Origin of the sequence: Enterococcus sp. DIV1314a (genome assembly GCF_051713805.1) — a bacterium.
Taxonomy (GTDB): Bacteria; Bacillota; Bacilli; order Lactobacillales; family Enterococcaceae; genus Enterococcus_I; species Enterococcus_I aquimarinus.
The window spans coordinates 805,171-817,975 of sequence record NZ_JBIOQP010000001.1 but is presented as its reverse complement, the minus strand read 5'-3'; the positions used below and the strand labels follow the sequence as shown (position 1 = coordinate 817,975).

Sequence of the window (12,805 nt, the reverse complement as noted above, 5' to 3'; positions counted from 1 at the left end):
AGGCGAAAAGATGAAAGAAGTTGTGTTAATTGTCAATCCTAGTTCCGGTCAAGAAAAAGCAAAAATCTATGAAAAAAAAGCAGTTGCCAAGTTAGAAAGTCTCTTTGATAAAGTCACCGTGAAATATACTGAAAAAAGTGGGGATGCGACTCGTTTTGCGACAGAAGCTGCTCAAAATCAGTGCGATAGTGTCATCGTGATGGGAGGAGACGGCACAGTCAATGAAGGGATTAGTGGGTTAGCAGAACAAGACTATCGCCCAACATTCGGTTTTTTCCCTTTAGGTACGGTCAACGATTTAGCCCGGGCTTTATCGCTTTCCTTAGACCCAGAGGAAGCCATTGCCAATTTCTCGCTCGATCACACGACGACACTCGATATTGGGAAGATTAATGATGCTTATTTTATGAATGTGGTGGCGATTGGATCGATACCCGCAGCACTCAATGATGTTGAAAGCGAAGAGAAAACTAAACTTGGGAAAATGGCGTATTTCGTATCGGGGCTTAAACAACTCGCGAATACTAAAACCTATGACTTTCAAGTAGTCTTAGATGGCGTCGACAAAAAGATGACAACGAGTACGATGATTATTGGCTTAACCAATTCGATTGGGGGCTTCGAACAATTGTTACCGGATGCTAAAGTGAATGATGGGCTCCTGCATTTAATTTATTTAAAAGATCAAAATGTGCTCGATACGGTCAAATCAATTCCAGATTTAATCAAAGGAGTCCGTGATACAACGGAAAATCTAGTTTACCATCCGTTTAAACAGGCAGTCATCACGCTTGAAGGCGAGGAAGAATTAGTGACCAACATCGATGGCGACGAAGGAGAAAGATTGCCGCTAGAAGTGACTGTCTTACCATCCCATCTCACGGTCTATGGCGGATAATGGTTTGGAGTTGGATGGATAAACTGCCCGGCTGCACGTCATTACAGCGAATGACGCAATCAATAAGTGGAAATGAATAAAAAATTCTATCTTTTCAGAAGAAATACAGAGCAATCGAGAAAATGCTAGCGACAATCTAACGAGAGTTTGCTAGCATTTTTTTCTATGGGCAAGAGAACGGACCCGTCATTAAAAAGCATTTTTGAAAATAATCCTTTTGTTACTCCGTACATCACGATAAGGCAAATCAGTTGAATATATCTCGAATTCGTAATAATATACAGATAGAGAAACAAAACAGAGGAGGGAACGAGATGTTAAAAACAACAGGCATTCATCATATTTCATCCGTCGTCGGACATGCGCAGCGTAATGTCGATTTTTACGCAAGTGTTTTAGGCTTACGACTCGTAAAAAAAACCGTAAACTTTGATGATAAAGATCGTTATCACTTGTACTTTGGGAACGCGAATGGCAGCACCGGTTTAACGACTACTTTTCCATTTTCAGATGGTGATGAAGGATTTGTGGGTGCGGGACAAGTGGGCGTTACCGCTTATGCGATTTCATCCAATGCATTTGCTTTTTGGAAAGCACGTCTCGCAGCGTTTAACATTCCTTATTTTGAATATGAACGGTTTGGTAAAAAAAGAATTGGTTTCACGGATCCTGATGGGCTTGAACTCGAACTGATTGAAGGCGAATTTGATCAAAGCCACTCATGGTCCTTTGATCAAATCACAAAAGAGGCAGCATTAATTGGGATTCAACAGGCCGTTTTGTATTCGAAACAACCGGAAGAAACACTCCGCGTCCTAACAGATATTTTGGGATATGAACGGCGCGCAGAAGACGAAGAAATGATTCGTTTAACGGTTAATGACGACTTAGGAGGAGCGCTTGAACTTAATAAAAAACAGCGTACTCCTGGTAAAATGGGTGTTGGGACTGTACATCACATTGCTTTTAAAATCCAAGAAGAAGACTTAGAGGCATGGCGTGAAAAAATTAAACAAGCAGGTTACAGGCCTACAGAAATCAAAAATCGTAAATACTTTCAGGCGATTTATTTCAGAGAAAAAGGCGGTATCTTAATTGAGTTGTCGACAGTCGGACCTGGGATTTTAATTGATGAAACGGTTGAGGAATTAGGCGAGACTTTACTGATTCCACCACATTATGCAGAGCAAACTGAAGAAATTTTGGCGCATTTAATGCCAGTAGAAGTACGAAAAATTTCGAAGATGGAACATTATGGCTATCGTGATCGCTACGAATACGAGTTGTTACAACGGCGAAATGAAATGAAAAAGGCAATGAAACGATTGAAAGAAATCGAGAAAGAGCGGCCGTTATCTCAAGAAGAAGCGAAAGAACTAGCCGATATTCGTACACAAATCAAAAATAGCAAATAAAGGAGATAAAGAATGAGACATATACATATTCCCGGAAAAAATAATCATGTACTGATCCTCTTACATGGAACGGGTGGTAGTGCTTCGAGTTTATTTGAAATCGGACAATACATCGATCCGGAAGCAACCATGATTGGGTTCCAAGGTGAAGTAGAAGAACAAGGAATGGCTCGCTATTTTGCGCGCTACCAAGATGGGACATTTGATTTACGTAGTTTAGCTAGTGCAACGTATGATTTTTATGATTCCTTACAAAAAGTAATCACACAATATCAATTAGCAGATAAGAAAATCACCGTCATCGGTTATTCGAATGGAGCGAATTTAGCCCTAAACGTTTTAAAAGAATTCGAAGCGGTCACCTTTGACTATGCCTTCTTGTTCCACCCATCAACGGTTCGACCAGAAGTAGCTTTTAAGCCCCAAAAAGAGCTCCAAGTTCTGATCACAAGTGGTGCAAACGATCCGTATATTTCAGAAGAAGCGTTTGAAGCACTCTATCAGTCACTAGCAGATACCAACACTAAAGTCGACCATTACCACCATGCGTATGGTCATCAGTTGATTCGTGAAGAATTGGACCGCGCGAAAGCATTACTGAAATAAGCCTGATGAGCCCAAGAACCACTTGAAAAAAGCAGTCAACTATTTGCTTTTTTCAAGTGGCTTTTTGCGAATCTTTTTAGTAAGGCCAAAAAAAATCAGGAGCGTCATCTGCTCCTGATTTTTTGTTTTATTTGTTTACTAATGATGTTCCAGTCATTTCTGCTGGTTTTTCAACATCTAATAAATCTAACATTGTTGGTGCTAAATCACATAATGCGCCACCTTCACGGAGAGTCACATCGTGTTTTGTCACGATAACCGGTACCGGTACAGTCGTGTGCGCTGTATGCGGGTTACCGTTTTCGTCAAATAACGTTTCGGAATTTCCGTGATCGGCTGTAATGATTGCATAACCGCCACGTGCTAGAATCGCATCTACAACGCGTCCTAATCCTTCGTCGACTGCTTCAATCGCTTTGATTGTTGGTTCAACCATTCCTGAGTGACCAACCATATCAGGGTTTGCATAGTTTAAGATAATGGCTTCGTGGTTGCCCGCTTCAATATCTGCTACTAAGGCATCCGTTACTTCGTACGCACTCATTTCTGGTTTTAAATCGTACGTTGCCACTTTTGGTGAAGGGATTAAGATACGATCTTCCCCTGGGAATTCTGCGTTACGTCCACCATTCATAAAGAATGTTACGTGTGGATATTTTTCAGTTTCGGCAATGCGTAATTGTCTTAAACCAGCGTTTGATAAGACTTCTCCAAGAACGTTTGTCATCGGCATTGGTGCAAAAGCCACAGAAGCTTCAATTGTAGGTGAGAATAAAGTGAAAGTCACAAATTTAACGTCTTTTCGTGCGCCACGGTCAAAATGATCCCATGCCTCAAAAGTGAATGCTTGCGTTAATTCAATTGCACGGTCAGGGCGGAAGTTTGCAAAGATGACAGCATCTTTATCATCAACCGTTGCGACAGGTTTGCCATCTTTGGCAACAATGGCAGGCTCAATGAATTCATCAAATACTTCTTTATTGTAAGAAGCTTCCATAATTGCTTCGGCAGAATCAAACATCGGTGCTTGACCATGAGAAATCGCGTTATAAGCTTGTTCCACACGGTCCCAACGATTGTCACGATCCATCGCGTAGAAACGACCAGAAATTGTCGCAATTTCACCAAAGTTTAATTCAGCTAAGACATTGTTTAATTGCTCAACGTAAGATTTACCAGAAGTTGGTGAAACATCGCGGCCATCCATAAACATATGTAAGTAAACGTTCTTTAATCCTTTAAGTTTTGCGACACGGACGGTTTCAATAATGTGGTTAATGTGGCTATGTACGCCACCGTCAGATAATAAACCGAAAACATGTAATTTTGAGTCATTTTCTTTTACAAGGTCAATCGCTTCGTTAATGGCCGGATTTTCTTCGAATTCTTTATCTAAGATCGATTTGTCGATACGTGTTAAACTTTGATAAACGGTACGACCAGCACCGATATTTGTATGACCAACTTCTGAGTTCCCCATTTGTCCCTCAGGTAGTCCAACGTCTAGACCAGAAGCTTTTAATTGTGTATGTGGGTATTCATTGTAGTAGCGATCGAAGTTTGGTTTGTGTGCAAGAGCCACCGCATTTCCAACTGTCTCGTCTCGTAAACCAAAACCATCTAAAATAATTAGCGCAACAGGTGCCTGTTTTGTCATGAAAATATCCTCCTCAAGTTAAATGAAAATTTTACATTAAGTTGCTGAAACAACTTCTGTCATTCGTTCTTATAGTAGCACTTTTAGCCGTTTATTTCTAGCATCCTGAGAAAAAGAGTGCGAATTCTTAAGGAGATTTTTAGTCTTGAGTGAAAAGATTCACTTCCTAATCAACAATGAAAATCAGTTAGCAAAAAAAGAGAATACGACTTTTTGCTTAAAAACGCTCTGCTAGCAAGGCTTGTAAGCCCACGTTACATCAAAGCACCTTGCAGTTGACAAGTTGTACACTACACTTTCTTGTATGAATTTATTGAAAAACGGTATACTAATAGGTGAAAAAGATATTCTAAAAAAGTTGGAGAAAAAGGAAGTGTTCACGATGTTAGCAGATAAAATTATCTCTTTAAGAAAGAAAGAAGGATGGACGCAAGAAGAGTTTGCCAATCAATTGAAAGTCTCTCGTCAATCGGTCTCAAAATGGGAAGGAAACCAATCCATTCCAGATGTCGACAAAATTGTGCAGATGAGTCAAATTTTTGGTGTGAGCATTGACTATTTGTTAAACGATGATATGAAAGAGCCAGAATATCTTGAAACGAATACCGATTTTGGTACGATTCGTCAAATTTCTTTGGAAGAAGCGCACGAGTATCTTCAAGCAGTAGAAGCTTCTGCCAAAGGTGTAGCGTTAGGTGTCGTCTTATGTATTCTCTCCCCAGCTGTCCTCATTGTTTTACTGGGAGCGTCTGAACAAGCTAGTATCTTTTCGCTTTCGGAAAATGTAGCGCTTGGAATAGGGATTACAGTCTTGCTCCTACTTGTTGCATTAGCGGTGGGCATTTTCATTTATTCTGGACTGAAAATTCAAAAGTATGAGTACTTAGAAAATGAGGTATTCGATACGCAATATGGTGTCACACAGATGGTCAAAGCACAACAACAACAATATCAACCGACCTATACCAAAATGATTATTCTCGGTGTCGTTTTATGTATTTTATCAGCCGTACCGTTATTGTTACTCTCGTTATTTACCACGAATCAATCGGCAATTTTTTTGTCGGTGGCCGCTTTGTTAGTCATGGTTTCTTGTGGGGTTTATCTCTTGATTCGAACGGGTATGCGTTGGGGTAGTTACCTTAAGTTACTCCAAGAAGGCGAATACACACGGCAAATCAAAAGTCGTAAGCGATGGACCGATGCTCTTTATGGTAGTTATTGGATGTTAGTCGTGGCCCTATTTTTAGCTTATAGTTTTATTAGTAACGACTGGGGGAGAAGTTGGATTATTTTCCCCGTGGCGGGTGTTCTGTTTGGTATGATGACGTTAGTGGTCCAAATGATTGTCGAAAAAAATCAGCCGTAGTGCGAAACGCTGAAGCCTCGCGACAGGCGTAACCACTATTCGACTAAAAATATGACGACTCAAATCAATGAGATCTCACCAGTGATTCACAAGAATAGAAGCTTTTGAAGTTGAAACGCTCTTTTCAATTGAAAGTTGTGGTTATCGTAGCAGTGACAGCAGCTATCCATAACGGATACTAAACGAAGGGTATAAAGCTGCTCGTTCAGCTTCGTATTCTTCGATTTTTTTCTGATACGCGAATCGATCTTTTGAAAGACGCTGAGTTTCCACGGGTGAGATTGTGGAAACGAGCGTCTTTTTTTTATCTGGAAGCAGATTCACCGCTTTTAGAGGAGATGGCAACCATTGGAACGAACCTATTTTCAATGAAGCAATCATTATTGTTTACAAAATAATCTTTTTATTATAAGATTGACTCGTCAATGATTGACTAGTCAATTACATATATAAAAGGAGGTATAGTTTGAATCTTAGAGAGTTTAGTAGTCTTCTTTATCAGATAAAGATTGCGAACCAAGAAATGACCTCTAAATTTGAGGAAGTGACGGGTTTTAGTTTGACCAGATATGAATTAATGATGATTCTTAAAGAAACAGGAAAATGTTCGCAAAAGCAAATACAGCATCAGTTACACATCGATAGCGCTGCGGTTACAAGACATTTGAAAATTCTAGAAGAAAAAGAATACGTGATTCGAGAAAGAAATAAAGAGAACAATCGCGAAATTTTTGTAGAAATGACCGAAAAAGCAAGAATGGATCTAGAGAGCTGTGAGAAAGAACAGGATCATTCTCAAAATCCCTTTTATGATCTACTTAGTTCCGTAGAAGAGAAACAATTACGACAATTACTAAATAAATTAATCAAATAAGAAGAGGTTTAATAATGACAATCAATAATAATTTTTCAGATATCACTTATAATAGAAAATCCATCAGAGTATACGATGAGAATATTAAAATTTCTCACGAAGAAATGCTTGAAATGATCCAGAAAGCAACAATCGCACCATCATCAGTAAATATGCAACCTTGGCGTTTCGTAGTGGTGGAGAGTCCTGAAGAAAAACAAAAATTAAAACCATTAATTCGTTTTAATACAAGACAAAATGATACCTCTTCCGCAATGATCTTGATATTTGGAGACATGGAATGTTATGAGTACGGAGAAGCCATTTATAATCAGGCAGTCACTGAAGGTAAGATGTCTCCAGAAGTGCGAGATCAACAATTAGCTGCCATCATTCCTTATTACAAAAATTTTACTAGAGCAGAAATGAATGATGTGGTAAAAATTGATTCAAGTTTAGCTGCGATGCAATTGATGCTTGTTGCGCGTTCTCATGGCTATGATACAAACCCGATTGGTGGATTTGAAGCAGATCAATTAGCTGAAGCATTTGGCTTAGAAAAAGAACGTTATGTACCAGTCATGATTTTATCGATTGGGAAAGCGTTAGAAGAAGGATACAATTCAATCCGACTAGATGCTAAAGAATTGACTACTTTTAAATAAGAGAGGGAGCCTATCAAATGAAAGTGATTAATGCCTCGTTTTTTATCAAAGAAAATCAACGCGAGAATTTCCTATCGGACGCCGAAGAATTAATTTCAGAAACTAGAAAAGAAGAAGGTTGTTTGGCCTACACTCTTTACGAATCACTAGAAGAAAGAAATACTTTTATAATGGTAGAAAATTGGAAAGATCAATTGGCCATAGAGAGCCATAATCAAAGTCCGTTGCTACAAAAATTTGTTCGTAAATTAGCTGATTATAGTACAAAAGCACCCGACTTAAAGATTTTCGACTTTAAAGCATAACTGACACCAATCGTTGCTACTGTTTTTTAAGATAGTCGTTGCAAATATCAGAACGATATTTCTGTGAAAGAGCGATTGTCAGGAAATCGGATCTTCTGTAGGATGACTGTACAATAGACTGCGGTATCATTCCTTCAGATAAACGATACCTCTTTAAGATAGACCTAATAAAAAAGAGTGATAGATAGAAGACATAAAACTGATTCCGGTACAGTACTGGAATCATTTTTTTTGTTTTCATTGTTGGGCACATTCCATGATGGGTCGATTATGGACGTTGAAAGCGTTCTTTATTTTAGGAATACTGCTATAATAATCATAGGAGAAGTGTTCGAGAAAAAATAAGAGAGAATGCGAGAAAAAGATGGATGCTATTTTTGAAAGTAAGACAAAAGTTTTTTAATTCGTTAGAAGGCGAAGGAATTTCTGCAAATGAAACGTTAAGTATTTTGTTGCCGGTAATTATTGATCAATTTTTCTTAGTTAGCTTTAATTTTATGAATACCGCGATGATCAGTTCGTCCGGAGCTGCTGCGATTAGTGCGGTGAATATGGTCGGGAGTATCAATATCTTTTTAGTCCAAGTTTTTGTAGCCATTGGGTTAGGCGGAACGGTATTGATTTCTCGTACCCATGGTGGAGGAGACCATCGTCAACTCGGCCGTTTGAGTGGGAGTGTACTCCATTCAACCTTCTTAGTGGGTGTCCTCTTGATGATTCTTTTTTTAGTTCTTCATCAATTTGTGCTGAACTTATTATTCGGGCAAGCGGATGCGACAGTCATGGCCAATGCGAAATTGTATTTTATTGGGATTTTACTCAGTTATCCGGCGCATGCCATTATTGAAGGGATTAACGGCAGTCTAAGAGGCTTAGGCTTCACTCAAAACTCCTTAAAAAATTCGTTATTCATGAATGTGAGTTATATTATAGGAAATCTCTTTTTTGTAATTTATCTTCAATTAGGGATTATGGGGCTCATTTATTCGTTACTGATTTCTCGTTGGTCGGCCGTCCTTTTTGCGAGTTATGCTTTTTATTTACATAGAAGTGATTTTCGTCTCAAACGCTCGAACATTGTGACGCTTGATTTTAGTATGATTCGCTATATTTTAACGATTTCATTACCGTTTGCTGCAGAATCATTCTTTTTTAATGGCGGAAAAATTATCATGCAAATGATGATTGTGAGCCTCGGAACGGCCCATATTGCCGCCAATGCCATTGCGGGATCATGGATTCAATTAGCAGAGATTATTCCCAGTGCACTCGCTACCGCGCTCGTTCCCATTGTGGGACAATCGGTTGGCCGTAAAAATATCAATGATGTCAAAAAATTGACGAATTCCTTTATTCGCCTAGCCATTATTTCGATTATTACCGTTGATCTGTTACTTTTACCGTTGTTTCCCTTCGCCATGAAATTATTCAACCCGCCAACGGAAATGATTCCGATTATTTTTCGAATGTATCTCGTTGCCTTTGTGATGCATGGAATCGCCTGGTGTTATAGTTTTGTGTTACCGTCTGCATTGCGCGCAGTCGGAGATGGGAAATTTACGACAACTGTTTCGCTGATTAGTATGTGGCTTTTTCGAATTGGTGCTGGTTACCTGGTGGGAATTCAACTCGGTTACGGTTTAGTGGGAATTTTTGTCGTGATGACCATTGAATGGGGGATTCGTGGTTTTATCTTCTATAAACGCTTTAGCAGTAATAAATGGCTGGAGAACTTAGAATAATCATCAAACCGCTATGACTGGCCTTAGTTGTAGCAGTTTTTATGTGGTTGAACAGCGTGTTATTCGCAAAAATGGCGGCACTCCCGTATAATAAAAGAATCAAAGAACGTCGAAAGGAGTATCAATTATGGGATTATTGGTAGAAGGAACGTGGCACGATGAATGGTATGACACGAGAAGCACCGGAGGGCACTTTATTCGCAAAGATTCGCAGTTTCGTAATTGGGTAACGGCTGATGGGAGCGCAGGACCAAGCGGTGAAGCCGGCTTTAAAGCAGAAGCGGGGAGGTATCACTTATATGTTTCCTTGGCTTGTCCTTGGGCCAGTCGTACGTTAATTATGCGGAAACTCAAAGGCTTAGAGGATATGATTTCGATCTCGGTGGTCAATCCATATATGGCGGAAAATGGTTGGACGTTTGCGCCGGATCAAGGCGTCATTCCTGATCCTATTTTCCAAGCAGACTATTTGTATCAAATTTATACGCATGTGGATCCTCATTATAGTGGTCGCGTGACGGTGCCGATATTATTTGATAAGCAAACAGGGAAAATCGTCAACAACGAGTCTTCCGAAATTATGCGGATGCTCAATAGCGCGTTTGATGAGATTGGCGCAAAAGAAGGAGATTACTATCCAGCAGCGCTGCGGGCTGAAATCGACGCAATCAATGAAAAAGTATACCATCAAATCAATAATGGTGTGTATAAATCAGGTTTTGCTACGAAGCAAGAAGTGTATGAAGAAGAAGTACAACAATTGTTCGCTGCCTTAGATGAATTAGAAGAGCACTTGAGCACGCATCAGTATCTCGTCGGCGAGGTGTTAACGGAAGCAGATTGGCGCTTGTTTGTGACACTTGTGCGTTTTGACTCGGCCTATGTTGGACACTTTAAGTGTAATTTACGAGAGTTAAGAGAATATCCTCATTTATGGCGTTATACGCGTGAACTGTATCAGTATCCAGGAATCAAAGAGACCGTTGATTTTTATCACATTAAACATCACTATTATCGTAGTCATCCAACAATCAATCCGAACCAAATTGTGCCTTTTGGTCCCGTTTTAGATTGGTCACTTTAATAAAAATACCCGTTTACAGTCCCATGAAAAAGGACTGGAAACGGGTATTTTTAACAGGAAGTGTTGGGTAACGCATCCACAAAATAATGGCTATCTTCACGGTACTTAATCAGCGCTTTATCCCAAGTCGCTTGGGCATTCATCACACAGGTCCGGCCATTTAAGACGTTGCCGATTTTGTAGTCTTTTTCTTCCTCTAACAGGTCGATGACGCGATCATATCGCTGCTCGTGAGCAGAAAAATCGTGGCGTAAGACATTCATGGTGATTTTTTCTTGATTGGCTAATGTGACGTCATAATCATAGTTTGTGGTAAATAAATAATCAGGCAATATCATTTCTTCAACACCGTGTAGACTGGTGTTACGTGCAAAAGGACAGCCTAGTAAGACAATTTTGCCGTTGCGACGATAGACTTCGCTTAATGGCGAATTGACGCCAACAGGGGTATGGTCGAACTGATGGTTTTGGGTGATCGCTTCGGCATCTTTCCCCCAAGCTGCTAAACTATGAGTGGGATGGACGCTACGATAGACATCGTTTGAAAGCCGCATTGTTTCAGGTAAAATCCCAATACAAACAGGGGTGTTTTCGACATCAAACACGCGGTTATCAATCGACACATTTTCATAACTAAAAGTTGGGATGACTAACGTGCCTTTTTTGACTGTTTCTTTTAACGCCGCAATAACGGCTTCAGGGCCGCCTTCAATTTGATCAGCGCCACGTAAGCCGTTATAAGAAGAGTGAACAATGATGAGATCATCTTCTTTCACGCCGAGATTTCTTAAATCTTCAATCAGTTGTGTTGGATTTAGCATAATAGACTCCTTTATTCATTGAATTTACTCTCTCTCTATCTTAGCGATAATAACCCAAAGTTGCAATGGTGAAAGCGAAACCTTCTGCTATTTGATTTTCTTATTTTTCGTAAGTGAAAGGGTTGAAATGCTGTCGGTTTTTTTGTTTCTTTCGCGTATAATAAAAGATAGAAAGTCGTAGATGGAAAAGAAAGAAGGGTGAGAATGGCGTTATTATTTTTAGGGATCATTTATGTGACATTTATTAGTTTAGGCTTGCCGGATTCTTTGTTGGGAGTGGGTTGGCCGGAAATGTATGGAGAGCTAGGGGTCCCGCAAAGTTATGCTGGATTTTTATCAATGACGATTTCATTGGGGACGATTGTCGCGAGCTTTTTTAGTGGCAAGTGGATTCGGTATGCTGGAACAGGCAAGGTGACGGCCTTCAGTGTTTTGGGGACAGCGATTGCTTTATTTGGTTTCTATCTAGCACCAAGTTTTCTGTGGTTAATCGTCGCCGCACTTCCGTTAGGTCTTGGAGCGGGAGCGGTGGACGCAGGTCTAAATGACTATGTAGCCAGGCATTACCAAGCCCATCATATGAACTGGTTACATAGTTTTTGGGGAATTGGTGCATTGGCTAGTCCGTTAATTATGGGACAAATATTGGCCAATCAGCAATCTTGGCGGATCGGCTATCGACTCGTTTCGGTGATCCAGTTTGTCGTATTTCTGTTATTAGTAGTCACTTTACCGATGTGGCGTCGCCGAGAAACACGCCAAGCAATGACCCAGATACCCGTCGAAATAAAAGAGACGAAGTTCATCAATATGATTCGCTTAAAAAAAGTTCGTTACGCGCTCTATGCTTTCTTTTTTTATATTGGCGTCGAGGCGACGATGGGACTTTGGGCGAGTAGTTATTTGATTCAAGCCAAAGGAATTAATCCCGCTAAAGCAGCGATGGCTGTTGCAGGTTTTTTTGGATTTATTACCTTAGGTCGTTTTCTCTCAGGTTTTATGTCGATGCTCTTAACCAATCGCCAGTTGATTGTCTTAGGACAAGGATTGATTATGGTTGGGAGTGTCTTGTTATGGCAAGGAACTCGCTACCCACTGCTTGTAGCAGGGGTTTGTTTCATCGGCTTTGGGTGTGCCCCGATTTATCCAGCCATGCTGCATGAAACACCGACGCGCTTTGGCCAAATGCTAGCCCAACAAATCATGGGAATTCAGATGGCGATCGGCTACACCGGAGCGATTGCGTTACCACCGTTGTTTGGGTTTTTAGTTCCACAAGTGGGAATTGCTGTTTTACCACTATTTTTAATGAGTTATACGGTCATCATGATTGTGGCTTCAGAAGGGCTACATCGTTTATTAAAAAATAAAAACCATCGGATATGACGTT

The 12,805-nt window shown here is 40.1% G+C and carries 12 protein-coding genes; 10 read left to right on the top strand and 2 right to left on the bottom strand.

What is annotated here, in order from left to right; translation table 11 throughout:
• Positions 1 to 10 precede the first annotated feature (10 nt).
• The 3 genes from IGI68_RS03950 (at position 11) to IGI68_RS03940 (ending at position 2,919) form a co-directional block, all read left to right on the top strand.
• Positions 11 to 898, top strand: coding sequence for a diacylglycerol/lipid kinase family protein (locus IGI68_RS03950; protein WP_438730716.1), 888 nt, complete (start codon positions 11 to 13; stop codon positions 896 to 898).
• Between the two features lie 314 nt (positions 899 to 1,212).
• Complete coding sequence (locus IGI68_RS03945) at positions 1,213 to 2,313, top strand: VOC family protein (RefSeq protein ID WP_438730713.1); 1,101 nt, start codon at positions 1,213 to 1,215, stop codon at positions 2,311 to 2,313.
• A gap of 12 nt (positions 2,314 to 2,325) precedes the next feature.
• Positions 2,326 to 2,919, top strand: a complete 594-nt coding sequence (locus tag IGI68_RS03940) for a dienelactone hydrolase family protein (protein ID WP_273229873.1) — start codon at positions 2,326 to 2,328, stop codon at positions 2,917 to 2,919.
• 127 nt (positions 2,920 to 3,046) lie between these two features.
• Here IGI68_RS03940 and gpmI read toward each other — a convergent pair whose 3' ends face one another.
• On the bottom strand, positions 3,047 to 4,576 hold the full coding sequence (gpmI, locus tag IGI68_RS03935; RefSeq protein WP_438730710.1) for a 2,3-bisphosphoglycerate-independent phosphoglycerate mutase: 1,530 nt from the start codon (positions 4,574 to 4,576) through the stop codon (positions 3,047 to 3,049).
• Between the two features lie 382 nt (positions 4,577 to 4,958).
• Between gpmI and IGI68_RS03930 the strand changes: the two genes are divergently transcribed.
• The 6 genes from IGI68_RS03930 (at position 4,959) to IGI68_RS03905 (ending at position 10,594) form a co-directional block, all read left to right on the top strand.
• Positions 4,959 to 5,945 (top strand): helix-turn-helix domain-containing protein, encoded by a 987-nt coding sequence (locus IGI68_RS03930; RefSeq protein ID WP_438730707.1) that lies wholly within the window; start codon positions 4,959 to 4,961, stop codon positions 5,943 to 5,945.
• Between the two features lie 466 nt (positions 5,946 to 6,411).
• Complete coding sequence (locus tag IGI68_RS03925; protein ID WP_071874091.1) at positions 6,412 to 6,819, top strand: MarR family winged helix-turn-helix transcriptional regulator; 408 nt, start codon at positions 6,412 to 6,414, stop codon at positions 6,817 to 6,819.
• 14 nt (positions 6,820 to 6,833) lie between these two features.
• Positions 6,834 to 7,463, top strand: a complete 630-nt coding sequence (locus IGI68_RS03920; RefSeq protein ID WP_071874090.1) for a nitroreductase family protein — start codon at positions 6,834 to 6,836, stop codon at positions 7,461 to 7,463.
• Between the two features lie 17 nt (positions 7,464 to 7,480).
• Positions 7,481 to 7,768: a putative quinol monooxygenase gene (locus IGI68_RS03915; protein ID WP_273231574.1), complete on the top strand. Its 288-nt coding sequence runs from the start codon at positions 7,481 to 7,483 to the stop codon at positions 7,766 to 7,768.
• A gap of 368 nt (positions 7,769 to 8,136) precedes the next feature.
• The gene (locus tag IGI68_RS03910; RefSeq protein ID WP_438730702.1) at positions 8,137 to 9,510 is read left to right on the top strand and encodes an MATE family efflux transporter; all 1,374 of its coding nucleotides are present in this window, start codon (positions 8,137 to 8,139) and stop codon (positions 9,508 to 9,510) included.
• Between the two features lie 127 nt (positions 9,511 to 9,637).
• Positions 9,638 to 10,594, top strand: a complete 957-nt coding sequence (locus tag IGI68_RS03905; protein ID WP_438730699.1) for a glutathione S-transferase family protein — start codon at positions 9,638 to 9,640, stop codon at positions 10,592 to 10,594.
• A gap of 50 nt (positions 10,595 to 10,644) precedes the next feature.
• On the opposite strand, the gene IGI68_RS03900 is transcribed toward IGI68_RS03905, so the two are convergent.
• Entirely contained in the window at positions 10,645 to 11,415 is a 771-nt protein-coding gene (locus IGI68_RS03900) for an AAC(3) family N-acetyltransferase (protein ID WP_438730696.1), read from the bottom strand.
• A gap of 204 nt (positions 11,416 to 11,619) precedes the next feature.
• On the opposite strand from IGI68_RS03900, the gene IGI68_RS03895 reads away from it, so the two are divergent.
• Positions 11,620 to 12,801, top strand: coding sequence for an MFS transporter (locus IGI68_RS03895; RefSeq protein WP_438730693.1), 1,182 nt, complete (start codon positions 11,620 to 11,622; stop codon positions 12,799 to 12,801).
• Positions 12,802 to 12,805 lie beyond the last annotated feature (4 nt).